Origin of the sequence: Corynebacterium sp. ES2775-CONJ (genome assembly GCF_024814515.1) — a bacterium.
Lineage (GTDB): Bacteria > Actinomycetota > Actinomycetes > Mycobacteriales > Mycobacteriaceae > Corynebacterium.
The window spans coordinates 445,805-468,399 of the sequence record NZ_JANUXT010000001.1 but is presented as its reverse complement, the minus strand read 5'-3'; the positions used below and the strand labels follow the sequence as shown (position 1 = coordinate 468,399).

General features: G+C 51.6%; 23 protein-coding genes and 1 tRNA gene. 15 read left to right on the top strand and 9 right to left on the bottom strand.

The annotated features are described in order from the left end of the window. Positions 1–86 precede the first annotated feature (86 nt). Positions 87–287: a type IIL restriction-modification enzyme MmeI gene (locus tag NXT01_RS09410; RefSeq protein WP_310470196.1), complete on the top strand. Its 201-nt coding sequence runs from the start codon at positions 87–89 to the stop codon at positions 285–287. A 1,559-nt stretch (positions 288–1,846) separates the two neighbouring features. Here NXT01_RS09410 and NXT01_RS02145 read toward each other — a convergent pair. Then, positions 1,847–2,020 carry a hypothetical protein gene (locus tag NXT01_RS02145; RefSeq protein WP_259077036.1) on the bottom strand — a complete coding sequence of 58 codons (174 nt, stop codon included), beginning with the start codon at positions 2,018–2,020 and terminating at the stop codon, positions 1,847–1,849. Positions 2,021–2,779: 759 nt separating this feature from the next. Here NXT01_RS02145 and NXT01_RS02140 point away from each other — a divergent pair. Both NXT01_RS02140 and NXT01_RS02135 read left to right on the top strand, forming a co-directional pair. Then, on the top strand, positions 2,780–2,983 hold the full coding sequence (locus tag NXT01_RS02140; RefSeq protein WP_259077034.1) for a type IIL restriction-modification enzyme MmeI: 204 nt from the start codon (positions 2,780–2,782) through the stop codon (positions 2,981–2,983). Between the two features lie 71 nt (positions 2,984–3,054). Next, on the top strand, positions 3,055–3,393 hold the full coding sequence (locus NXT01_RS02135; protein WP_259077032.1) for a hypothetical protein: 339 nt from the start codon (positions 3,055–3,057) through the stop codon (positions 3,391–3,393). Between the two features lie 177 nt (positions 3,394–3,570). Here the strand turns inward: NXT01_RS02135 and NXT01_RS02130 are convergent, their stop codons facing one another. Next, on the bottom strand, positions 3,571–4,215 hold the full coding sequence (locus NXT01_RS02130; protein WP_259077030.1) for a hypothetical protein: 645 nt from the start codon (positions 4,213–4,215) through the stop codon (positions 3,571–3,573). A gap of 3 nt (positions 4,216–4,218) precedes the next feature. Here NXT01_RS02130 and NXT01_RS02125 point away from each other — a divergent pair, with 3 nt between their 5' ends. From NXT01_RS02125 to NXT01_RS02100, 6 genes are all read left to right on the top strand, one after another. Then, positions 4,219–4,707 carry an LGFP repeat-containing protein gene (locus NXT01_RS02125; protein ID WP_259077028.1) on the top strand — a complete coding sequence of 163 codons (489 nt, stop codon included), beginning with the start codon at positions 4,219–4,221 and terminating at the stop codon, positions 4,705–4,707. Positions 4,708–4,749: 42 nt separating this feature from the next. Then, positions 4,750–5,094 (top strand): hypothetical protein, encoded by a 345-nt coding sequence (locus NXT01_RS02120; RefSeq protein ID WP_259077026.1) that lies wholly within the window; start codon positions 4,750–4,752, stop codon positions 5,092–5,094. 48 nt (positions 5,095–5,142) lie between these two features. Then, positions 5,143–5,874 carry a hypothetical protein gene (locus NXT01_RS02115; RefSeq protein ID WP_259077024.1) on the top strand — a complete coding sequence of 244 codons (732 nt, stop codon included), beginning with the start codon at positions 5,143–5,145 and terminating at the stop codon, positions 5,872–5,874. 89 nt (positions 5,875–5,963) lie between these two features. Further along, entirely contained in the window at positions 5,964–6,266 is a 303-nt protein-coding gene (locus tag NXT01_RS02110) for a hypothetical protein (RefSeq protein ID WP_259077022.1), read from the top strand. Positions 6,267–7,087: 821 nt separating this feature from the next. After that, on the top strand, positions 7,088–7,261 hold the full coding sequence (locus NXT01_RS02105; RefSeq protein WP_259077020.1) for an Rv0909 family putative TA system antitoxin: 174 nt from the start codon (positions 7,088–7,090) through the stop codon (positions 7,259–7,261). A gap of 97 nt (positions 7,262–7,358) precedes the next feature. Next, complete coding sequence (locus tag NXT01_RS02100) at positions 7,359–8,885, top strand: SDR family oxidoreductase (protein ID WP_259077018.1); 1,527 nt, start codon at positions 7,359–7,361, stop codon at positions 8,883–8,885. On the opposite strand, the gene NXT01_RS02095 is transcribed toward NXT01_RS02100, so the two are convergent. Next, complete coding sequence (locus NXT01_RS02095; protein WP_259077016.1) at positions 8,882–9,961, bottom strand: DMT family transporter; 1,080 nt, start codon at positions 9,959–9,961, stop codon at positions 8,882–8,884. The genes NXT01_RS02100 and NXT01_RS02095 overlap by 4 nt on opposite strands. A gap of 177 nt (positions 9,962–10,138) precedes the next feature. Here NXT01_RS02095 and glpK point away from each other — a divergent pair, with 177 nt between their 5' ends. Beyond that, on the top strand, positions 10,139–11,668 hold the full coding sequence (gene glpK, locus NXT01_RS02090; protein ID WP_259077014.1) for a glycerol kinase GlpK: 1,530 nt from the start codon (positions 10,139–10,141) through the stop codon (positions 11,666–11,668). A gap of 405 nt (positions 11,669–12,073) precedes the next feature. Here the strand turns inward: glpK and NXT01_RS02085 are convergent. Together NXT01_RS02085 and NXT01_RS02080 are read right to left on the bottom strand one after the other, a co-directional pair. Beyond that, a tRNA-Pro gene (locus NXT01_RS02085) sits at positions 12,074–12,147 on the bottom strand. A 96-nt stretch (positions 12,148–12,243) separates the two neighbouring features. After that, complete coding sequence (locus tag NXT01_RS02080) at positions 12,244–12,540, bottom strand: YchJ family protein (RefSeq protein ID WP_259077109.1); 297 nt, start codon at positions 12,538–12,540, stop codon at positions 12,244–12,246. A 232-nt stretch (positions 12,541–12,772) separates the two neighbouring features. Between NXT01_RS02080 and secA2 the strand changes: the two genes are divergently transcribed. The 5 genes from secA2 (at position 12,773) to NXT01_RS02055 (ending at position 17,794) form a co-directional block, all read left to right on the top strand. Further along, on the top strand, positions 12,773–15,067 hold the full coding sequence (gene secA2 / locus NXT01_RS02075; RefSeq protein ID WP_259077012.1) for an accessory Sec system translocase SecA2: 2,295 nt from the start codon (positions 12,773–12,775) through the stop codon (positions 15,065–15,067). Positions 15,068–15,245: 178 nt separating this feature from the next. Beyond that, positions 15,246–15,665, top strand: a complete 420-nt coding sequence (locus tag NXT01_RS02070) for an FHA domain-containing protein (protein ID WP_259077010.1) — start codon at positions 15,246–15,248, stop codon at positions 15,663–15,665. A gap of 68 nt (positions 15,666–15,733) precedes the next feature. After that, on the top strand, positions 15,734–16,468 hold the full coding sequence (locus NXT01_RS02065; protein WP_259077008.1) for a MerR family transcriptional regulator: 735 nt from the start codon (positions 15,734–15,736) through the stop codon (positions 16,466–16,468). Next, positions 16,465–17,082 (top strand): bifunctional nuclease family protein, encoded by a 618-nt coding sequence (locus NXT01_RS02060; RefSeq protein ID WP_259077006.1) that lies wholly within the window; start codon positions 16,465–16,467, stop codon positions 17,080–17,082. The genes NXT01_RS02065 and NXT01_RS02060 overlap by 4 nt, the downstream gene beginning before the upstream one ends. Before the next feature lie 172 nt (positions 17,083–17,254). After that, complete coding sequence (locus NXT01_RS02055) at positions 17,255–17,794, top strand: MerR family transcriptional regulator (protein WP_259077004.1); 540 nt, start codon at positions 17,255–17,257, stop codon at positions 17,792–17,794. 9 nt (positions 17,795–17,803) lie between these two features. On the opposite strand, the gene NXT01_RS02050 is transcribed toward NXT01_RS02055, so the two are convergent. From NXT01_RS02050 to NXT01_RS02035, 4 genes are read right to left on the bottom strand one after another with little or no spacing between them, the layout of a single operon-like run. Then, positions 17,804–19,207 (bottom strand): vWA domain-containing protein, encoded by a 1,404-nt coding sequence (locus NXT01_RS02050; protein ID WP_259077001.1) that lies wholly within the window; start codon positions 19,205–19,207, stop codon positions 17,804–17,806. 56 nt (positions 19,208–19,263) lie between these two features. Then, complete coding sequence (locus NXT01_RS02045; protein ID WP_259076999.1) at positions 19,264–20,109, bottom strand: hypothetical protein; 846 nt, start codon at positions 20,107–20,109, stop codon at positions 19,264–19,266. After that, positions 20,110–21,168, bottom strand: coding sequence for a hemolysin family protein (locus NXT01_RS02040; RefSeq protein WP_259076997.1), 1,059 nt, complete (start codon positions 21,166–21,168; stop codon positions 20,110–20,112). It abuts the gene before it with no gap. Continuing rightward, positions 21,168–22,571 carry a hemolysin family protein gene (locus NXT01_RS02035; RefSeq protein WP_259076995.1) on the bottom strand — a complete coding sequence of 468 codons (1,404 nt, stop codon included), beginning with the start codon at positions 22,569–22,571 and terminating at the stop codon, positions 21,168–21,170. The genes NXT01_RS02040 and NXT01_RS02035 overlap by 1 nt, the downstream gene beginning before the upstream one ends. Positions 22,572–22,595 lie beyond the last annotated feature (24 nt).

Below are 22,595 nucleotides of genomic sequence, written 5' to 3'. Positions count from 1 at the left end.
TTTTTGTGTATTCCAAGGGTTGTAAGTGAGACACGCAACTTTTTACCGTTGCACGGTATGACGAAACAGTCGTTCCATCAGACGCTGTGTTCCGGGCACCTGATGAAGACGGACTACCGTTCGCTTTAATTTCTTCTTCCATGTTCATCACGTGGCAAAGAACCGTAGGGGGTCGGTTGGAATCGCGACTACGCTTTTCAACACGCTTACGTGGAATACCTTCCCCGTGCCTGATTTGGATGAGGCAACAAGGGAGCGGATTATCAACGCGGGCAAGAAAGTTTTAGCTGCCCGGGAACTGTACCCGGAGCGTTCCTTGGCTAATCATCACACTCCGCTAGCGATGTCGCTTGAGTTGGTGAAGGTGCATGACGCATTGACCGTGAGGTTGATAAAGCGATGGGAGCGCCTCGCAAACTCACGAGCGAGAAGCAACGCCAAGAGGTCCCATTTAGTAGCTACGCTGCGCTTTTTCATGGTTAAGCTACCGCGGGGCTTCGCCTTAACTTCCGCCAATGGAGGGCAGGCAGACCGCAGCCAAGCGCTGGCAAGACCCCAACAGTGACTACGCGAAGAAAGAACGCCAGAAACTCGCAGCAGCCAACAAGCGTTAGAAACTGGCGGGCAACGAAACCCGCGCGAGAGTCTTAGCCGTCTACGCTGCCGAGCTAGCCCAGACCGGCAAAGTGCTTTCAGGCGCGGCTATTGGCCGTGAATTAGGCATCACTTGCAAGACGGCAAGCGCTCATTTACGAGAACTTAGGGCTGCCGGATTGATTGGCTAAAAGTGCAACCCGCCGTAAGCAATATACGCTTCCCCCGGGCGGTAGCCGGTTGGTTACTATCTTCGATTAGAAAACCTTTAGTAGTAGGGGTGTGTTTTCCCTAGGGAAAGTACTTACCTAGGGGGGATTGTTTGGTGAGTGCTTGGGTGGTGGTTGGTTGTGTCGGGGCGGGTGGTTGAAGAGAGTTTCTCTCACCCCCTGGGCAGCAGGGAGACTTCTCATTAGTATGTGCTTCAAGTCATACTACAGAGAGGCTAAAATTCTGGAACCCAGGTTGCTGTTTAACAGCCCAAGCGTCGAAGGAAGAAAAAATGGAAATCCTCGTCATTGGGGCTACTCCTTTAGTTCCTGTTCTTATAATTTCGCTTGCTTTTAAAGGGGCGCAAATGCTGATTAATCTTCAAAAAGAAGTTAATCACATCTCGAAAGAACTTCGGAGCAGAGATACTTAACCAGCTTCACAAGCAACGACCCGGAACTCATTTAGCTTTGTTGGAGCGGGGGGGTTGTAGCAAGCTTTGTGGCGAGTCTGCCGGGTTCTTGGAGCACTGGTTGTAGCACCGGTTGTAGCGTTAAGTGCACGCTTTGGAGAAAGAGGGCGCGCACTTTTCGTTATGCGTGCACAGGGGCGCGTTTGAAGAAGAAAGCGGCGCGCGCTTTCGGCGGACGTAGGGAAGCTCGGGCAGAACGCGCAAAAGTGCCACGAACGCCGTAGTTGTAGCCGCGAGTTTGGGGCAGTTTAAGACGTTCTCGGGAATGGCTTAGGTATCGCGCGGGGTGAAAATGTTTCACCGGTTTTCCTCTCGCGCGGGGTCAGTTGTAGCGCTGGTTTGGGTACGGCGGTCAGTGCGCGCACCCCAAGGCTCTTGGAGTGCATATGGTGTGTGGCAGTTTCGAGGATCAGAGTCGACGCCATGCGCCGAGCAGTAGAGCTAGGGAGAGCGGGGGCAGGGAATCCGAGAGGGTCGGAGAGCGTGCGAAGCCTAGCCAAACAATGCAGAAATAAACGGTGATAAAACGTTATGCCAGGTTGGCGTCCGGCAGACGACTTTACTCGCCGGTTATTCCTGATGACTGTTTTTGACGTGATTGACCAGTACTGCCGCAACTATGGCGAGCAGTATGAGGATGGCAAATCCGAGGATCGACCTGTTTGAAATGGCGACATAACCTGAGATTGCCAGCCCAAATAGTGCAACGACAATCGCATTGGGCGATATTTTATGCCTGTTCATGAGTCATCTTTCGCACTTGATCGTTAAGTACACTCGCTGTTACGAACCGCTCCGGCCCTTGTGTAATTGATCTTTATGCGATTATTGCACATATTGTGGTGGCTGAGAACCACTGTTGCCCCGGTGATGATAGCTCTAACGACGGTGCAGGTAGCTCACCCGACACCGGGAATGGCGCAGATGGCGGCCCCTAGGGCAAACCCCGATCCTCTAATGATCAGGTCCTTCTCAAGAGGGGTGAACTCTACCCAAAAGCCCCCTTCTTCATTCCCTCCACTTGCGTAGGGGGTGATGGCATGTGAATCCTTCAACGTTAGATCCATGTGCTCGAGGTCGAAGGTTACGGGGGAGTCGTCATTTACAGTTCGGGGAACAGCCGAGTTGATCAGCTCCTCAAAAGCTTGATCCAGAACCTCCGGAGTGACTGATGTCTCTGCATCGGTCTGTTATTGGAACTCCTGAAGGGTTAAAGGATCGTCTTTTTCGGCAGCGACGGCTTGACCCTGACCAGAGAAAAGGATAGCGACGGAAGCTAGTTAAGCCAGGGATTTTGATCGAGGTCTCATAGTGTTTCCAATCCTTAGAGAGGGGAGATTCGTGATCTAGGTTACATACGATCCAAATTGTCTTCAACATTTTTAGGAAATGTCAGATCATGGGTCGTTAGGTCGACCAATAATCATCATCAGGCGGTGATAGAGGGGAGCGAAGAAGCACGCTAGAGAGTCACCTGAGGATAGCCTGAACTCTTACCTTGGTTTGGCCGCGCGCGAGCTTCACCTCGATCACTCGCGCGTTGACCACTACGACCCGTTAGCAATGGACCATGCCCTTGTTAGAGCTCACGATGATCTAGATCGGGAACTCGATAAAGCGATGGGAGTTCCGCGCAAGCTCACCAACGAGCGGCAGCGCCAAGAGATTCTGTTTGCAAACTATGCTGATATGTCTCGCGAGAACTAGCGCAGGTCCAGGAAATCTCTTTCGGGCAGAGTGCGCACACCGGTGTGAGAGCATCCGAGCACGCCTACAAGATGGCACAATCCCACGGCGGAGCCGGGCGGCCCGGGGACAAGCCACCAGTGTCAGATCGTCTAACCATTGCCAGGCGTGTGCGTGGATACGTCACCACGTCCTCAAGCCCGGATTATCAAGGCCACAGCGCTAGCGAGAAAGCCACCAGCAGCGAACGCAAAGCACTCGCCACCATGAGACACAAAGGCTGTAAGAAAGCCGCAGAGTGCTGGGAAAACGATCCTAATGGAGAAGATACGAAAGCAGCGCGTAAGAAGCTCCAAGCTGCCAATGCACCTCGCCAGAGCCAGGGAAAAGGAACCCGAGGGCGGGTGCTAGCAACAGCGATGGATGTCTGAACCCAGACAGGAAGCTTCCGTCAGGACGAACCGTAGGCCAGGAACTAGGCATTACTCGGCAGCAAGCTAATCGTCATTTGAACGCTCTAAGGGAGGCTGGTCTTATTTAGCCAAGGGGTGGAACATGCCGTAAGCAATAGACGGTTCCCCTGGCGCTAGGCAGTGAGAGTAAGAAGATTACGTGCTTGATAGTTTAAAAGAGCTAGATGGGGGTGTACTTGATAATCCACCTTCGTGTGGAACTTGGGGCTTGCTTGCATCTGGGCAAACGGTGGCTGCATGCTTTAGGCCGATGTTCGCCTTGGATTTTTCCTGGTCCGTGAAACTTGAATTGTTGTGGACTGTTTCTTTAATCCAGGAAACTCGTGGCACAACGTGGGTATGCCACATGGGGCGGTCTTTTCCATCGTTGCATTCGGGGTTGAATCCGCCGGCAATATGCACTGCGTAGAGGGTATAGTCCTTGTAAATGGGGGCTCCTGAGTCTCCGCCACAGGAACGTGAAGCAGTTGCGGATGTCCCTTCGAAAACAGCTGTGTATGTAGCGTTCCCGAAATCCAGGGAGTCAACTTTTTTAGAAATGACTGTCTTAGCTGAGGAGGCATAGTCTTGGCGCTGCGCGTACCCGGTAAGTACGGCTTGATCCCCAATGGTTAACGGCTCATTAGCAAGGATAAAGGTATCTGCGTGGATTCCTGTGCCTACTTTAATGAAAGCAACATCATCGTTTGGAGAGTTGGTATGGATAGCAGCGATACCTGCTACTTCGCCGATGAACTCATCACTCCAGATGGAATAGGACGCTTCAATGTCTTCGAACATGGGATGATCTACTGGACACCGAAGACAGGAGCGCAGGCTGTTTATGAACCGATCTTGTCTAAGTGGGCTAAAGTTGAATACGAAAGAAGCCGCTATGGATATTATCCTGTAGCACCGCAGGAAAACATTGGAGAGTGGCATGTGCGTCAACGCTTTGAGCGAGGCGAAATAGCATCCTTTAATGAAACTATCTCTAGTTTGGCCAAGTCTTTTGGCTTAGATGGTCAAGGGGCGCAAGAGATATTTGATGTGCTAATGAAAGACTTTGCAGATCACGGTATTGATAGCAAAATAGGATTTGAAAATCCTTTAGCGAATTCTCTTAAGTCGCTTGAATTTAATCAATCCAATCTGCTCGCAGCGCTAGTTGAAGCTCCTGTTTTGCAATCGAACAGCGATAATGAAGCTGCGGGTTGCAGTTATATTCCACCTGGAAACTCGAATACTCTTGCCGGAGACGTATTTTATTCTGTGGCTACTACTTATACTTAAAATCATGGCCACAGTGGCATCTTCGTTAAAGAGGGGGCCACAATGGAAGAAATTGAGACGGTGGAAGCCGTTAATCCTGAGCGAGGCGTCCAGAGGCTTTTAGGGAGCATTCAAGAAGGTGTATGCGCTCCGAGACTCTTGCACGTTAAAACCGATGACGCCACTCGAGCAGGTGCCGTAGCCTTTGCTAAGAAGCAGGCCCAGGAAGGAAAAGGCTATAACAAGAAGTCTCTCGCAACTCGTATTGGGGCGTTAGAGCAAGATACATACAATTGCGCACAACTGGTATGGGCTGCATATAAGAAAGCTTCTGGTGGTGGTCTTGATATCGGCGAAGAGCATCCCTATGAACCTTATAGCCAGCTGTTATGCCTTCTGACATTTTGAAGTCGCATAATACCTACGAATACTGATCGGAAGTCAACATTGCCCAGAATGCTATTTCGAAAGCTTCTAACGGTTTGGGCTTTGGGAGCGAGCGCATTTGTTGTTTCTTCATGTGCGCAGGGGACCCCACAGCAATCAAAAGCTCTTGTTTCTTGGGAATGGGGTGGTATCGCTAGAGCTGTTTCTGTGGCTCCTTCCGCAAACAACCATAACTACGTTTTTGGATCAAACGCTGACGAAGTGGATTCTCTTTCTGAACTTGCTTCGGTGTATAACCCTTCGATAGAGAGGCTTGGTGAAGGGTATATGGCACCAGATATGGATCAAATGGTTGTCTTTGATTCGCATTTTCACAAGCAATCTGAGAGACCAATTGAAGGTTTAGGATTACCGACCCAAACGACTTCTGCTGGTTCAGCAGACAACGAAACAGCAGTGTTTGTTTTTAATGTAAGTAAGAGTGGTAGTCCGTACGCTAGCCGCATCGTGCTTGCTACTGAGGACACTACAAATGTGGTAACTCGTGATATGAGGCCGATCGCATTGAGGGCTTGTACTGATAAAACAGCTGTCTGGATAGAACGCGATGAAGATGATGGCAGCGGATTAACGCTTGTGCGTATGGGAGTTGATGGATTACTGTCTGAGTCTCGTTTCGACGGGCCTACTGGAATAGTTGCCTCAGGATTTTTTCCGTTCTTGGGTGCGGGGAAGAAAACTCCTATATTTCATTTCCTGACGAATTTAGTAGTGCGGATGTTTTTTCAGTCGATGGTCTAAGCAAGAAACAAACCTTGAAACATGAAGGAAAACTCAAGGAGCTACCAGGACCAGGTGTACATAGGTCTTCTCGCTACGAAGAAGGAAGTGTGTCATACTTTTCGCATCGAAGAACGCTCCTGGAAGTCGATCTTGTGCATCAGGAAATTAGAGAAACTGAACCTCTTATTGGTGCAGATCGTCGCCCTGTATCTGCAACGAGCGACGGAGAGAATCTGCGTATTGTGACTCAGCCGCTCGACGGTGCCGAAGAGCTTCTCGTGCATTCATTTTCGTTTGAAAGTCCCGCTCCGGATGAGGTCGGCACCCATATCGCAAAGCTTAGCCAGCTTATGCGCGGCGGTACTGCAAAAGATGCATATACGATTCCGATGTCTATTTACCCTTATTAGTCGCTGTGCGTGGTGCTAGTCCACGGGTTTAGTTCGGGCAAGGAAGTCGCACAAGCGACTTCCTTGCTCTGTGTCACTATCCCGCCTTAAAAGGGTGTTCGGATAAAATAGTGGGCAGCTCCACCGTCAAGGTGAGCTACCCACCACAATTGGGCTGAGATTTATAGTCGATCGTTTTTTTCAGCCATTTTTTCTTTGGTTGTCGTGATCCGCGTCGTGTGGTGGCGTCTAGTCTTGATCAGTTGGTCGCTGCTCGTGCGAGTGACTCACACCAGTAGCACTCAACCCCAGTGTGTTCAAGATAGATGTACTTCAGCCATTATAGGTAGGCATGAGATGGACCGTGGTGATAAGTGACCCCCGAACCCCGAGGTGAGGTGCTCACGAGTACTGAGCGCCGTGGGCGACGGGAGGGTTATAGTGATCTTCGATTTAAATGGTTAGCCTCTGACGAGGTGCGGCTAAGAGCGAAGTCTGAGAGTCCTTGGTGAGTACAGGGCCGAATCAAAGCTAATGCCGAGTAAAAGCCCATGCCGCACGGGGCAGAGTACCCATATAAATCCACATAAATAGAGGTCAATCGTAGTGGTTAATTTTCCTAAGTATTCACTTAACCCACTGCAGGGCTCGGCTACAGCCTGGGCCGCTGCAACGGCGGGGTAATTTGGGCGATCTCATTGTTTTCTTATGAGAGGAGGACAAGGTTTTTTTAAACAACAAGATCACCGGCTTGCCTTCTTTTCGCCAGCCCTGTCGGCACTGGCACAGATAATCCTCTACATTGGTGGAAGACACTGTAGGCAAACCAGAAAGGATTCAATATGTCCTTAGCAGACAAAGCTAAGCAACTTCTCAACAGCGATCAAGGTGAAAAGTTCAGTGATGCGGCTCTCGATAAAGCAGCCGATTTAGCCAAGGAGAAGCTTGGTGAGGATAAGGCTGCCAAAATTGACTCCCTACGCGAGAAGGCTGATAGAAAATTGGGCAACCAATAGCTAGAAAAAGAAAGATGCTTTCCGTGTAGACAACCGCACGGGAGGCATCTTTTTGTTTTTGGGTCACCCGAGAGCTTTTAACTACTAGACTGAAATAATGAGTTCAGATAATTCTCCTACACTAGATATGAAGGCTTCTAACCCCGATCGACTGGTGCTCGTTACGGGTGCTACTGGATATGTTGGCGGTCGCTTGATCACGGAACTTCTGGCGGCCGGTTTCAGGGTTCGAGCATCCTCACGACGCATTTCAAGCATGCAACGCTTCGATTGGAGCGATGATGTCGAGCTTGTCGAAGCTGATCTCGCTCACGAGGGTGATGCCGAACGCATACTGGAGGGCGTTGATGTAGCGATGTACCTCGTGCATTCGATGGGCGGTAGGGACGAGGATTTCGAAGTAGTTGAACAACGGACCGCTACCTCGTTCGCCCGAGCGGCTGAGGCAGCCGATGTCAAGCAGATTGTCTATCTCTCGGGCCTGCACCCATCGCACAAGAAACTGGATGAACTGTCAAAGCATATGCGTTCGCGCGAACGTGTGGCACAAATTTTCCTTGAGAGCGACATCCCCACACTGGTTTATCGTGCCGCTACCTTGATCGGATCTGGGTCGGCTTCCTTTGAGATGATCCGCCATCTCACCGAACGCCTCCCGATTATGGTAGCGCCAAGTTGGATCGTCAACCGTATTGAGCCCCTCTCGATCCGGGATACCCTCTACTACCTAGTGCAGGCGGCAGACCTAGACGAGCCCGTTAACCGCGGATATGATATCGGCTGCGGCAAGGTCTACAAATTCATGGATTTGCTTAAACTCTACGGTAAACAACGCGGACTCAAACGTTATATTTTCCCAGTTCCGTTGCAGCTCCCCATGGATCTGCTCTCAGGTGGCTGGATCGGGTTGGTAACCCCTGTACCAGCAAGTCTTGCAATCCCACTGGCGCAATCAATGGCTGAAGATGCGATCACTGAAGAGCATGATATCGAGCAGATTATTCCCGATCCACCCGAGGGGCTCATTGATTATTCCCACGCGGTTCAGTTGGCGCTCAAAGCAGAGGAGGAGCGCGGTGTGCCAACATCCTGGGATAATAGTTGGAGCTCTGCAGGAGACGCCGCTGACAGCCTACCTACTGATCCACAGTGGTCTGGCTCCACAGTCTATGAGGATACCCGCCATGGACACTCCGATTTGCCCCCCGAGAAGATTTGGGAGGTCGTCGAGGGGATTGGTGGTTCGCACGGGTGGTATTCCACTCCGGTGCTGTGGCGAATTCGCGGTCTCGTCGACCGGTTGATCGGTGGCCCTGGTCTGCGGAGTCGTCGTGATCCCTGGCATCTGAAGCCTGGCGATCGTGTCGATTGGTGGCGCGTGGCAGAAATCGATGCCCCGCATCGATTAGTGCTGGCCGCTGAAATGAAATTGGATGGTCGGGGGTGGCTAATTCTCGAAGTAGAAGAAACCGATACAGGCTCTCGCTATACGCAACGGGCCATATTCCAACCAACAGGACTCCCGGGTCGGCTGTACTGGTGGTCGCTCATTCCTTTCCACTCACTCATATTCCCGCTGATGCTCCGCAATATTCTTAAGAAAGCAGAGGAATTGAACGCTTAGTGATGGTCCTCGTGGGAGTGAGGTCGATCTAACCACGTGTGGGTATGGCTTATGGTGTGAGATTCCATGGCTATATCAGCCTCCTCCCGGGGATGAATATGGCGGTGATCGTGATGGTGCACATGGGCGTGAGAGTGCAGTAATCCGTTAGCGTGACGGTGACTATGAGTGTGCTCGTGACCGTGCTGGTGCGAGTGTTGCAAACCGATGGAATCGCGAATGAGCAACCATGTGGCTATGACCATGATGCCCAGCGCCGCATAGAAGTTCCAGGCCGGTTTCTCACCGAAAATGACGAAAGAAAAAGCTACTCCGAGAAAAGGGGCAATTGCATAATAGGCGCTGGTTTTAGCCGCGCCTAAATGCTTTTGGGCCAAGATATACGTCGTGATACTGAGCCCATAGGAAATGAAACCGAGCAGCATAGCTAATATCACCCACAACCAAGGGGGTGCCCCTTCGCCGATTGCGAGGGCGATGATGAGACTACCCAGGCCTGAGAAAATCCCCTTGATGGTCACGATATGAGCTGGATTCTTTGAGGACAGCCGTGCGGTGCAGTTATTCTCCAGGCCCCAACAAGTACAAGCACCGAGTACGAGTACTGCGCCCCAGTTGAGGCGGAAATCAGTGGCTTCAACGGTGAGCAATATGCTCGCCAAAGTGAGAAGAACGATGGCGATAGTGAGTTTGCGACTCAGCACCTCCTTGAAGATAACCCAAGCGATGAGAGAAGTGGCCACAATCTCAAAATTGTTCAATAAAGAAGTGGTCGCCGGGGTGGTGAGAGATAATCCCCAAACCAATAAAATGGGTGCGGCGATATCCAGGACCACCATTGCCACAACGAAGGGCACATCTGTCCTGTCGAATGGTTCAGCCTGAGCCAATTTTCGGCTCAAACCAACAGTTGTGATCACGCCCATGCCCACGCCAGCACCCAAATACAGAAGTCCCGCCAGCATAGTGGGATCGACCTGTAGGAGAAGGACCTTTGCCGCTGGAGCCGATAAAGCATAAAGTGCTGCTGCGAGAATGGCCAGGCCGATGGCACGATTCTTTGAAGAGTTAATCATGGAACGATCCTTTGGTGGGAAACTGAGGCTTCTCTATCTTAAAGTGCCCAAGGCGCGCAGAAGTTAAGTCTGCTGAATATTATGGGAGGCGTCACTGCAACTTTTAATTTAGACTTATATCACGAGCTAAATCTGATGGTTTCTACACCACAACCGCATAGATCGGAGAGGAATTCGATGGCAGATCGAAATAAGCATTATATTGCTGCAATTGACCAGGGAACGACGTCGACGCGATGCCTCATCTTTGACGAGCGCGCGGAGCTGGTGGGCAGCGGTCAGTTCGAACATGAGCAGATCTTCCCGCAACCGGGTTGGGTGGAACACAATGCACTAGAGATTTGGGATAATACCCGGCGGTGTGTAGCACAGGCGCTAGCAGAGGCAAATATCGCCCGCGAATCAATAGCAGCGGTGGGGATAACTAACCAGCGTGAAACCACAGTGGTGTGGAATAAGGTGACCGGCCAGCCCATTAGCAATGCGATTGTCTGGCAGGATACCCGCACCAGGTCACTGTGCCAGACACTCCTTCAAACCCACGATGAATCGTGGATTCATGAAAGAACCGGACTGTTTGTCAACTCCTATTCATCGGGACCCAAGCTCAAATGGCTACTAGATAATATTGAAGGTGCCAGAGATCTCGCCGAGCGCGGAGAGCTACTTTTTGGGACAATCGATTCGTGGTTGCTATGGAACCTCAGTGGCGGTGCACAAGGCGACAACGGCCAGCCCGCGCGCCATGCCACAGATGTCACCAATGCTTCGCGCACCCTGCTTATGAATATTCAAACCCTCGAATGGGATGAAGAACTGTGCCAGGCTTTGAATATACCGATGCAGATGCTGCCTGAGATTCGTCCCAGCGTGTCTACATTCGGACACGTGAGACAACGCGGGACACTCGGTGGAACCCCTATCACTGGAATTCTAGGCGACCAGCAAGCTGCTCTATTCGGTCAGGCTGGTTTTCATAAAGGCGATATCAAGAGCACTTACGGTACAGGTCTATTTTTACTGATGAATACTGGCAAAAAACCTCTTTTAAGTTCGCACGGACTCATCACCACGGTGAGTTACCAGATCGAGCGCCAGAAACCTCACTACGCACTTGAAGGATCGGTGGCTATGGGCGGCGCCCTCGTACAGTGGTTACGAGACAATCTCGGCACAATCAACTCAGCGGGGGAACTGGAAGATAGTGCTCTGAAAGTGTCTGACAACGGCGGAGTTTATATAGTCCCGGCATTCTCTGGCCTGTTTGCACCTCGGTGGGAGAGTGAGGCCCGCGGCATCATTGTTGGTTTGACGCGATTTGCCAATAAACACCACCTCTCTCGCGCAGTGATCGAAGCGACAGCTTATCAAACGCGAGATCTCATTGAGGCGATGCGAGCAGATAGCAACCAGGCTCTCGATACGCTCAAAGTGGACGGGGGAATGGTTCACAATGATCTGCTGATGCAATTCCAGGCAGATATTTCGGGCATGGAGGTGCACCGTCCTCAATTCGTCGAGACAACCGCTCTCGGAGCGGCTTTTGCAGCTGGATTGGGCGTTGGCATTTTTGATGACCTCAAGGATTTGCATAGACACAGCTCCGTGGAGAGGACCTTCAAACCCAAGATGACCGAAGAGACAGCGAAAAAACTCTATCGACAGTGGAACAGGGCTGTGGAGCGATCACTTGACTGGGAAGAGTAGTGCTTCGCAGCAGTCGCCCGGGAACTAGACCCGTTAAAATAGTCGACCGCGGGCTAAGTCCAAGCACACTCTGGGGATATGTCAATTGTAGTGCCAGTTGACTGCGACCCAGGACTGATGAATCACCGAGGAGCGCTAAGCGGAGTAGCTGCTCTACACAAGTTCTCATTGACTTCTCCGGACTTTCCTATAGGCAAGGGTGGGTGGTACGGGTATGAGAATAGAACGGTTGGGCCTTAGTTGTTGGCCCCCGACAGCCGCTCTGAACTTCGAAAAACGCTCTTCGCAGGCACTCATGCCGTGCAGGCTGGGACCACCATGGTCGAGGTCGCTTCTTAGCAAACTAGAACCTAACCAAGTTCAGTAAGAAAAAAGGCTCTCCATAAGGAGAGCCTTTATCAATTGTCGGACTGACAGGATTTGAACCTGCGACCCCTTAACCCCCAGTCAAGTGCGCTACCAAACTGCGCCACAGTCCGCCGTTGCTCACGTTGAAGCAACGATTTCATCATACAGGACGAGGGGAATAAGTTAAAATATCGCGATGATCTGCAAGTTTGACTGTGCTTACTAAATTATTTCAGGGCGCTGCTATAAACCCACCGTCCCTGGAACCGCCTAAATACCGAAAGCTCTTCGAGAGTCTCGTGGCGCGGGGCATGACCTGCCGCTGCGATCGTATAGTGAGCCTTAAAGTGAACTAATCCGTTTGAGTCCATAAGCCCACCGTGCGTAGTGAATAGAACCTCAAGACCCGTCCACGAGATAGAGGGATCGATATCAACGAGGGGTGGGGCAGTTAACGGATCCCACGAATAGATAAGGTAGTCGGCATCGCCAACGCAGAATGCGGTATACCTTGATCGCATCAACGCAACCGCGGTCGGGGCCTTGCGATGTCGGGCAATGAGTGGCCCACAACAGATGTCGAAACCTAACCCGGATTGGCAAGGGCAGTATTGTAGCGGCAGCAGCGTCGACAACTGTGTGAGCCTTTCGGTGAGTCTGATCGTGAGTCTTATCGCGGTGTATCGGCGATAGGTGGGTAGCCAGCGTACTATGGAATCAATAATAACGGTCGGATGATACAGGAGGGTACCTCAGGTGGCGGGCTTTGATTGGTTTTGGAATGCTCTCGGGGGAACGAAAGGGCGTAACCAAAAGCGTAGTAAGTCTATAGTCAAACAAGCCTCCGCCCAGATGGACAGCTTGACCGCCTTGAGTGACGCCGAATTAGCGGCGCGCGCGAGGTCGCTTTGTGCGAACGGCACCATCAGTCAGCCCGCAGAACTTCTCGCGATTTTAGCAATTGCGAGCGAGCGCACCTTAGACCTGACTCCTTTTGCGGTGCAGTCTCAGGCAGTCCTGAGGCTCCTCGAAGGCGACGTTATCCAGATGGCAACGGGTGAGGGGAAGACACTGGTGGGGGCGATGGCAAGCACTGGCTTTGCTTTGATGTCTAAGACAGTCCATTGCATTACCGTTAACGATTATCTAGCGAGTCGAGACGCTGCGTGGATGGGGCCTCTCGTCGAGTTCTTTGGCCTAACAGTAAGCGCCATTACCGAGGATATGGACGCCCGTGAGCGTAGACAGGCGTATCAAGCGGATATTGTTTACGGGCCTGTGAATGAAATTGGCTTCGATGTTTTACGCGATCAGTTGATTACCTCGCGTGCAGATGCAATTTACCGCCAGGCAGACGTCGCCCTCGTTGACGAAGCCGATTCTGTGCTTGTTGATGAAGCTCTTGTTCCTCTCGTTCTCGCTGGGAATGAACCTGGGCAGGCGCCGGGAGGTGGCATTACTGATCTCGTAAAGCGGCTCGAGGAAGATAAGCACTACAGCGTCGATGATGAGCGCCGTAACGTTTTTCTCAACGATAAGGGCGCTGAAGTTATCGAGCACGCCTTAGGGATCGACTCTCTCTACGATGACGAGTACGTTGGCAGTACCCTCGTTCAAGTTAATCTTGCGCTACACGCTCAGGCCTTATTGATCCGTGACGTGCACTATATAGTCAAAGATGGCAAAGTCGCTTTGATCGATGCCTCTAAGGGGCGCATCGCTGATCTCCAACGCTGGCCAGATGGGGTACAAGCTGCTGTTGAAGCTAAAGAAGGGCTTGCCGTAACCGAAGGGGGTCGGATACTCGATACCATCACGCTGCAAGCTCTCATGGGCAGATATCCGCTGGTGTGTGGAATGACCGGTACAGCTGTGGAGGCCACCGATCAGCTACGTAGTTTTTATGGGTTGAAAGTATCTATCATCGAGCGCAATAAGCCAGTACAGAGGTTCGATTCGGCGGACCGCATTTTCGCCACGATGGGGGAAAAAAATCGGGCGATCATCAGAGAAATTATAGATATACACCGTACTGGACAACCCGTTCTAGTAGGCACCCAAGACGTAGCCGAGTCCGAGAGTCTGGCGGCAGAGCTGCGAAGCTACGATATAGACGTTAATGTCCTTAACGCGAAAAATGATGCAGAAGAAGCTCGTATTATCGCTGAGGCTGGAGATCTGGGGCGAGTAACGGTATCGACGCAGATGGCTGGACGCGGCACCGATATTAAGCTAGGGGGTGCCCATGAAACTGATCGCGACCAGGTGGTGGCAGTAGGGGGTCTAGCAGTATTGGGAACCTCACGGCACCGCAGCTCCCGCCTCGACAACCAGCTCAGGGGAAGAGCTGGCCGTCAAGGGGACCCTGGGTTGAGTCAATTTTTTGTTTCCTTCGAAGACGATATGGTGGCTGTCGGGGGAGCTGGAGAAGAAGTCACAGCTCAACCCGATTCCAGTGGGGAAATAGGAGCCCAACGCATTCATGATTGGATCAATCACTGCCAAAGGGTGACCGAGGGGCAACTGCTGGAGATTCACTCGCAAACATGGAAGTACAATAAGCTCCTTGCCGATCAGCGCGTTATTATCGACGAGCGACGCGCGACAATCTTAGATACCCCACTAGCCTGGCAAGAACTTTCTCAGCGCGAGCCGCAGCGGGCAGCTGAAATTTTGTCAGCGGTCTCTGCTGACATCGCGGAGCAAGGTGCTCGAGAGATCATGCTCTACCACCTTGATGCTGGATGGAGTGACCACCTTGCTCTTATGAATGATGTGCGCGAGTCGATTCATCTGCGAGCTATAGCCAGGGAAACTCCGATTGATGAGTTTCACCGGATCGCTGTCCGAGAATTTAAGCAGCTTGCACAACGAGCGGTCGACCGCGCGGTAGAGACATTCACCGAGGTGGTCTTTGATAGTGAGGGGGTACATCTCGAGGACATGGGATTGGCACGACCATCAGCAACCTGGACGTATATGGTCAGCGATAATCCGCTAGCTGGCTCAGGAAATTCGGTTCTTAAGGGAATCGGAAGTATTTTCAAATAGCTGGAGAAGATACGAAAATACGATAAAATCAAGCTTGCTAGCTAGACTTTCCCATCAAGGGCTGCTCTCTATTAAAAAGCCGCTATCATATGAAGTATTACTTGAAACTTTGGCCCCGCGCATCGTATCGACGAGGCTGGGGTCCGATTTATCCTAGAGATACCACGGAGGATCAACGATGAGTGAGCGCCAGATTTCGCCCGATGCCCAGGCTGAGACGACCTCGGTTTTTCGCGCCGATTTACTAAAAGAAGCGGAGAACGGGGCAGCTGTGCATTCCGGCGCCACCAATATTGTCCCGCCTCAGGGATCCGGGATGCTGATAGTAAAGAGAGGGCCTAATGCTGGTGCTCGCTTTTTGCTCGATCAGGAAACAACCACCGCCGGACGACACCCGGAATCTGATATTTTTCTTGATGATGTCACCGTGTCGAGGCGACACGCGGAATTTCGCACCCACGATGGGGTATTTGAGGTGGTCGATTTAGGCTCTCTCAACGGCACTTACCTCAACAGGGAGCCTCGTAACTCCGCTGTTCTAAGCAGCGGTGACGAAATTCAGATTGGTAAATTCCGCCTCGTTTTCATTGCTGGCTAGAACCAACTCTTTCGATGAGAGTTCACGAAAGTCCAGCTAATCCTTGCTAAAAAACTACTGAGAGAAATATGAGCGCCCTTCCGCAACCGCATGCAGAATCTGCACCTGTCAAGAGGCAAAAAACGATGTCCATTGGGGTCGTGCTGAGGCAACTGACTACCGACTTTCCCGATGTGACCGTATCGAAGATTCGATTCTTAGAGTCCGAGGGGCTCATTTCGCCCCAACGGACAGCCTCCGGATACCGCCGGTTTGTACAAGCGGACCTAGATCGTCTGCGGCTGATTTTAACTTTGCAAAGAGATCGTTATATGCCGCTTCGGGTTATCCGCGAGGAATTGGACAACGGCAATGCCCATAACTTAGCGGTCATCTCCTCGGTTCGACAGGCGCAGCCTATGATTGGGCCAGATGAGTTCCGTGCGCCTATTATAACTCGTCTGAGCGCTGAAGATGTCGCTGAGCAGGCAGGGGTTAAGCCTGATTTTGTTCTCGAGCTCGACAGGGCTCACGTTATCAAGGCTGATACTTCGGGATTTTTCACAGCCGATGACGTTAGGCTTGTATCTACCGCTGCGGGTCTAGCTGAATTTGGTTTTGAGGTGCGACACCTGAAAGCCCTGACTAATGGTGCAGCCCGCCAGGCGGCCCTACTTGCACAAGTCATTGAGCCTGTGGCGAAATCGAAATCGGATTCTGCTAAGGAGCGTGCTGAAGAAATGAGTTCGCAGTTGACGGCGCTAATGGCGTCGCTGCATGCCGGTTTATTGAAGAACGCGGTTCGTGAGCAGAGCGCGCTATGACCCAGTATCATTCCCTCGAGTACGTCCAAACTTCCTTTTTCAACGAGGACCACTGTTGCGCTTTGCTGCACTGGCCCGAAAAGAATCGCTATGTACCCATATGGATCGGCACAGCTGATGCAGTCAACCTTTTGATTCGAGAAGCCGGGGAGGTACCTCGCCGGCCCCGGGCTCTAGACTTACTCCTGGATGTTCTTAGTCAGCTGGACACGAGGTTGACTGAGCTTCGAATCTCTTATTACTTTGATGGCATCTTTGTGGCCCAGTTGGTGACCGAAAATGGAGAGGAATTCGACTGTCGCCCCTCTGACGGGTTAATGCTGGCAGGCCTGACGTCGCTTCCTATCTCAGTCAGCCAAAATGTTCTCGCGCAAACCGCTATCTTTATTTCTCCTTGCGATCTCGATGAGTGGCTAGGTATCGAAATTGATGATGCCTCTATGAGCGAGGCTCCTGCGGTGGAGAATACCCAAGCGGATCTAGATTTTAGTGAACTGATGCGCAGTATGGGAGTTAAAGAAGAGGATTTGAGCGTGGGTTTGCCGGATTCAGAATTTAATATCTCTGATGCTGGTGGTACTGATGTTACTGAAGATGACAACGATGAGATTTAAGTCTAAACTTCAAGTTGAGGTTTAAGTTTACGGTGTGTCGCAAGTTATCTTGTGCGTCGCTTCGCTAATCTAACCTGAGTAATACATACCGCAGGTATCACGTGCTCGATCATGTCCGTCTACCCCAGTGTGTAGACTGAGACACCAGAGCACCGCTAAAGGAGTACGAACGATGACTAAGCGCCCAGTACAAGAAGCCCTCTTCGATATGGGGCCCGATGAAGAAGTGGGTTACCGCGTTCCCACAGCTTGTCAGGTCGCCGGAATCACCTATCGGCAGCTTGATTACTGGGCACGCACAAAGCTGGTGGAGCCATCCATCCGTACCGCCCGCGGTTCCGGCTCCCAGCGTCTTTATTCCTTCCGCGATATATTGGTGCTCAAGATTGTCAAAGGGCTGTTGGACACAGGAATTTCACTTCAGAATATTCGTTTAGCAGTCGATCGTCTCCGCGACCTAGGTGTCGATGACATCGCCGAGATAAACCTTTTCTCCGATGGCACAACAGTCTATGAGTGTCGCAGCAACGAGGAAGTGATTGATCTTCTCGAAGGAGGACAGGGTGTCTTTGGAATAAGCGTTCCGGGTCTTATGAAGGAACTAACCGGCTCAATAGCAGCCTTCCCCTCCGAGCGTATACAGCAGCCGTATGATGACTCCGTTATTGCAATCGATGAGCTTGCTGCTCGACGAAACCGGAAGAGCTCTTAGAAGCTTTAATCAGAGACCTACTGCTGCGCGCAGTTCTTCTTCGGCTTGGGCTGAATCAGGTAGAACAGCATGGTATTCACTCAGTCCAATTAACTCCTGATCAATCGCGGAATTACCTATGTGGAGAACGCTGAGAGTTACGCTCGATCCAAAAATCCCTTGGAGATTTTCAAGTGGTTTCATATCGGCTGAACCGGTGGTTATAAGCACTAGGCGTACTTTCCTTCCCATACGAGCGCTGTAGTCGTTCGCGTATTGGCCGGCTGCCTCGAGTGCCTCCCTTGTTAAAGGAAAGCCTCCAGTACCAAAGCCAATTGCGCGTTGAGCCACCACTTGCCCAGAGTCTCCAGTGCCAAAATCAACATTTCGCCGCCACCCTTTAGTGACACCTGGGTTGAGTGGGGAGGAGTAGTTCCACAAACTCACAGCATGATCGCGCTCGGTGATGCGGGGTGCAACCGAAGCGATAGCTCTGCTGATGAAAGAAAAATCCTGAGGTTGCAGAGCAGCCGAGGTATCGAATAGGAAGAGAGTGTCCTCAACCTCCCTTGGTTCTTCAGAAGTGTCTACCTCATCTACCGGTGTGAGGATATTGCTGGTATCAAAGGCATGCAAAGCCTCTTGAGCAGTAATTGCAGTAACCCCAGGTGAGTATCGAGCAGCAATACGGGAACTGGCACCGAAATCAGCCCCAGCACGAACGACCTCTTCAGAAACCATTTCGGTGGTATTCAGTGCGATTATTCGTAGATCCTGTCGCAATCCTTCGATGGGGGTAAATGCCCAGCCTTGGGGTGTATCATCTTCCGATATTGCGATAGCTCGATCAGAGTCTGCAGATGTCTCAGCAATGGATCTTTGGGCATTCGCATCAAGAAGTTCCGTTATCTTGTTAACGTCGGTACCTAGGTAATGACTGGCAACGAGCGCAGCGGCAACAGAATTATCAGCTACCGGGAAATCTACATCCTGGATACTACCTGGTTGAATTGCTTTTTTCGCCGCAACTCCCACCTTGTATGCTGCAGCCGAAGGCCATTCCAGCGTAGCCGCACTTCGCCCAGCTTGCTTGAGGGTCGCGGTTACTTTGCCATCGGAGTTTTTGGAAACAAAAGCTCCTGCCTGGGAAAGATCAGGAGTATAAGTTGCGGTAACACAGTGATCGCGCACAACCGGGGAAGAATCGTTATAGGAGGCTATAAGGTTGGCAACTTCAGCTTCGTTATCGGCAGCCACTGGGAGAATGAGTTCACCTTGGATGCAGGCACGTCGAGCGCTCGGTTCAGGCTCGGGATCATCGCTCAGACACATCCATCCGCCTAGAAGTGCACCTACCACTCCCAAAGCCAAGGCTGAGGTGACAAGCGATGAGGAGACCCGCATATTATTTTTACCGTTGGAATGGCGACCCATATGCTCTTTTGGACACTCCCTTCAAAACTGCTACCTATTTGACTTCTACTATAGAACTATAGAACACAGGCAATAAGATTAATGAGCTGCTCGCGTAAAACTTTTCCCCGTTCAGCAAGTTCGCGCTGACGACCCACGTACTCCTGCTTACCGGCGGTCTCCTCGATGGGAACTACACCCAGCCCATATGCGCGACAATCGTAGGGCGAAGCCTCCATATCGAGAATACGCGCGTCCCACGCAAGCTCGAAAGTGTCAAGGAATAACTCACCGGGCACCAGGGGCCCTAGTTTCATTGCCCATTTATACAAGTCCATGGTCGCATGTAAACATCCCACCTGCTCCCATTCGACTTGACTGTGACGATCTAAAACCGTGAGGTTGAGGGGTCGAGCTGGGGGAGTGAAGAAACGATATGCATCGAAGTGGGTGCATCTGATTGAGTGATTCTCAACCACTTTGTTGGTTTCGCTCGAACCGAGCCGAAGTGGTAGATCGTGGCGCGGTTGATCGGTACGGTAAACCATCGCCCATTCATGCAGACCAAAGCAATCAAAGTGAGCCGGATTGGATATCGTGGTGCTGAGTAACCGGTGAATGAACTGAAGCGTTTGTTTGCGTTTCGACAGGTAAGAATCGATGTCTACACTCGAGATCCCATTGACAGTGGAATAGTACCTCCATTGAGCCTGTGGTGAGGTGCCTGCATCATCAAGTCCGCGACCCCAGCCAGGGTGCCACCGCTCCAGGTGCGCTGCTCGGGTGGGATAGTATTCAAAAAGAAAATCGAAGACGGGGTGTTTGATACCCTGACTCCGCCTGTGGAGGTATGGCGTCGTATACCGACGCGCACGGCGCACATGCGCCGCCTCGAGATCGTTCCACGAGGTTAGGATGTCCATTTACTGCCCGTGCGTCCAATCAGCAAAGGTGCCTACGTACTCCTCGATAATATCTTCTAAGGTAACAATTCCGATGAGTACTCCTCGGTCACGAACCTGAGCCATATGTGCTGATTTAAGGTGCATGGCAGTCAGAGCCTCATCCATGGCACCGGAGGCATCAACTATGGTGAGAGGTCGGATTTCGGCGGAGTGGATGATGGAATCGGCACCGTAATCATTCCCGTCCAAGAACCGATCCAAAATATCCTTAACGTGGACGTAGCCCTTAAAGGCCCCCCGGTCATCGACGACGGGGAAGCGCGAAAACCCTGTTTCCACGACCGCTTGCTCCAAGTCACTTAGTTGTGGCCCGCGTACTCCGTAGTTGAGGGTGCGAACCTTTTCGAGAGGAATGAGAACATCAGCAAGTGGACGGGCTTCCACGTTCAAGGCCTTGCTCAGACGTTCGTGCGCGCGTTCATTCAGAAGACCCTCCGAGCGTGACTCTAAAATCATAGATGCCAGCTGATTGTTATCTACTGTGGCGGCGAGCTCGTCTTTTTGCTCGATGCCAAATAGGAAAAGCGTGCGGCGAGCAGCTGAGTTCATCAGTGCGATGAATGGCCGGGCGAGCTTAGCAAATGCCAAAAGTAGGGGAGTCAACCATATAGCCAGGGTCTCAGGCCCTGCTAGTGCGATATTCTTCGGTACCATTTCGCCGAAGAGAATGTGCAGGAAAGTAATCAATCCCAGTGCAATCGCGAAGGAAATGGGGTGGAGTAATTGATCGGGTATATGAACCTCATGAAAGACTTCTTCAAGAAAATGCGCGACTGCAGGCTCAGCGACCTTACCTAAAATTAGAGAGGCTATGGTAATACCAAATTGGCAGGCGGCGAGCTGTATCGATAACGTCTCAATTGCGTGCAGGACTCGTTGTGCTCCAGGGCGTCCCTGAATAATCAGCGACTCGATGCGATCGCGGCGAGAAGAGATAAGAGCGAACTCGGCGGCCACGAAGAAGGCATTAGCCAAAAGCAGTACGCTGATCATGGCGATGGTACTAATGAGTCCCACTATGAGACCTCTTCCTGGTTATCAGTGGATTTAAGGCGTGCATCCTCAGGGCTGATCGGCATTAAGATGACTTTGTCGATGCGGCGATCCTCCATGACAATAACTTGGGCCTGCCAGCGGTCGGTGAAACCAGAGGTAAATTCGGCTAGTCCTGGACTATCAGATTCTGGAAGCACGAGTGTGTCGTTGACATCGGGGATTCGCCCCATCTCAGCCATGATGAGCCCGCCGAGGGTTTCGTACGGCCCTTCGGGGGCGATATATCCAGCATTTTCGGCCAGTTCATCGAGACGTACTAGACCGGAGACTTGCCAGTAGGTTCCAAATTTTTGGAAATCCTTTTCTGCTTCCAGATCATCGTGTTCGTCATAGAAGTCGCCGAGGATTTCTTCCACGACGTCTTCGACGGTGATAATACCGGCGGTGCCACCATATTCATCGGCGACCAGGATCATTTGCGATCCGGCAGCCCTAATCTCGGCCAGCACCGCATCACCATCAAGGCTCTCCGGAATCGCTTTCACCGGGCGAGCGATTTCCTTCAAGGTTGTGGTGCCTCGTTCGGCGGAGGGAATAGCGAAAGCATCGCGAAAATGCACCACTCCGAGGGTTTCGTCGAGGTCGCCTCGAATGACTGGGAACCTGGAATGACCTGTGGAATGAGCAAGGGCGATGAGATCGAGAACCGTCTCGTCATGGGACAGAGTCTCAATGGTTGAGCGTGGAGTCATAAGTTCCTCCGCGGTGGTTTCACCGAAGCGAAGTGAGCGATCGAGAACCAAGGCGGTATTTTCATCCAATTCACCTTGCTTCGCTGAGTTGCGGACCAAAGCCGTGAGCTCCTGTGTGGAGCGCGCGGTAGCTAATTCGTCTGCAGGCTCAATACCAATCTTGCGCACAAGGAAATTCGCTGAGGTATTGAGGAATCGAATAAAGCCCTTAAAGATCACGTTGAAAATGTGAACCGGGGTGACCACTAGTCTTGCTGTTCCTAGGGGATCAGTAATCGCGAGGTTTTTAGGTACTAGTTCGCCAAAGACCATTGATAAGAATGTAGCGATGATAAGAGCCAAGACGAGCGCAATCATAGGGGAGATATCCATCGGAACCCCAAGAAATCCCAGGAGAGGATTGAGGAACTTAGCCAAAATGGGTTCTGCGAGGTATCCCGTCGCCAGCGTCGTAATTGTGATGCCGAGCTGTGCTCCAGACAAGACGAAAGAGAGATTACTGTAATCTCGTTTAACCGCATGGGATAATTTATCTCCTCGAACTGCGAGGTCATGATCGATGGTGGAGCGCTCAAGGCCGGTGAGAGCGAATTCCACGGCAACGAATAAACCAGTACTGGCGGTTAAAAGTACAAATCCGACCAGTCCGAGGATGCTACTGAGTATTTCCATTGTAGGAGTTTTTTCGAATGCATT

What these genes read in the sequence shown, in the direction of transcription:
- NXT01_RS02060 (WP_259077006.1), top strand. Translation starts at nt 16,465, where the DNA reads ATGACCCAGTATCATTCCCTCGAGTACGTCCAAACTTCCTTTTTCAAC.
- NXT01_RS02130 (WP_259077030.1), bottom strand. Translation starts at nt 4,215, where the DNA reads ATGTTCGAAGACATTGAAGCGTCCTATTCCATCTGGAGTGATGAGTTC.
- NXT01_RS02065 (WP_259077008.1), top strand. Translation starts at nt 15,734, where the DNA reads ATGAGCGCCCTTCCGCAACCGCATGCAGAATCTGCACCTGTCAAGAGG.
- NXT01_RS02045 (WP_259076999.1), bottom strand. Translation starts at nt 20,109, where the DNA reads ATGGACATCCTAACCTCGTGGAACGATCTCGAGGCGGCGCATGTGCGC.
- NXT01_RS02125 (WP_259077028.1), top strand. Translation starts at nt 4,219, where the DNA reads ATGATCTACTGGACACCGAAGACAGGAGCGCAGGCTGTTTATGAACCG.
- NXT01_RS02095 (WP_259077016.1), bottom strand. Translation starts at nt 9,961, where the DNA reads ATGATTAACTCTTCAAAGAATCGTGCCATCGGCCTGGCCATTCTCGCA.
- NXT01_RS02055 (WP_259077004.1), top strand. Translation starts at nt 17,255, where the DNA reads ATGACTAAGCGCCCAGTACAAGAAGCCCTCTTCGATATGGGGCCCGAT.
- NXT01_RS02105 (WP_259077020.1), top strand. Translation starts at nt 7,088, where the DNA reads ATGTCCTTAGCAGACAAAGCTAAGCAACTTCTCAACAGCGATCAAGGT.
- NXT01_RS02050 (WP_259077001.1), bottom strand. Translation starts at nt 19,207, where the DNA reads ATGGGTCGCCATTCCAACGGTAAAAATAATATGCGGGTCTCCTCATCG.
- NXT01_RS02135 (WP_259077032.1), top strand. Translation starts at nt 3,055, where the DNA reads ATGGCACAATCCCACGGCGGAGCCGGGCGGCCCGGGGACAAGCCACCA.
- NXT01_RS02070 (WP_259077010.1), top strand. Translation starts at nt 15,246, where the DNA reads ATGAGTGAGCGCCAGATTTCGCCCGATGCCCAGGCTGAGACGACCTCG.
- NXT01_RS02145 (WP_259077036.1), bottom strand. Translation starts at nt 2,020, where the DNA reads ATGAACAGGCATAAAATATCGCCCAATGCGATTGTCGTTGCACTATTT.
- NXT01_RS02035 (WP_259076995.1), bottom strand. Translation starts at nt 22,571, where the DNA reads ATGGAAATACTCAGTAGCATCCTCGGACTGGTCGGATTTGTACTTTTA.
- NXT01_RS02120 (WP_259077026.1), top strand. Translation starts at nt 4,750, where the DNA reads ATGGAAGAAATTGAGACGGTGGAAGCCGTTAATCCTGAGCGAGGCGTC.
- NXT01_RS02115 (WP_259077024.1), top strand. Translation starts at nt 5,143, where the DNA reads ATGCTATTTCGAAAGCTTCTAACGGTTTGGGCTTTGGGAGCGAGCGCA.
- NXT01_RS02100 (WP_259077018.1), top strand. Translation starts at nt 7,359, where the DNA reads ATGAGTTCAGATAATTCTCCTACACTAGATATGAAGGCTTCTAACCCC.
- glpK (WP_259077014.1), top strand. Translation starts at nt 10,139, where the DNA reads ATGGCAGATCGAAATAAGCATTATATTGCTGCAATTGACCAGGGAACG.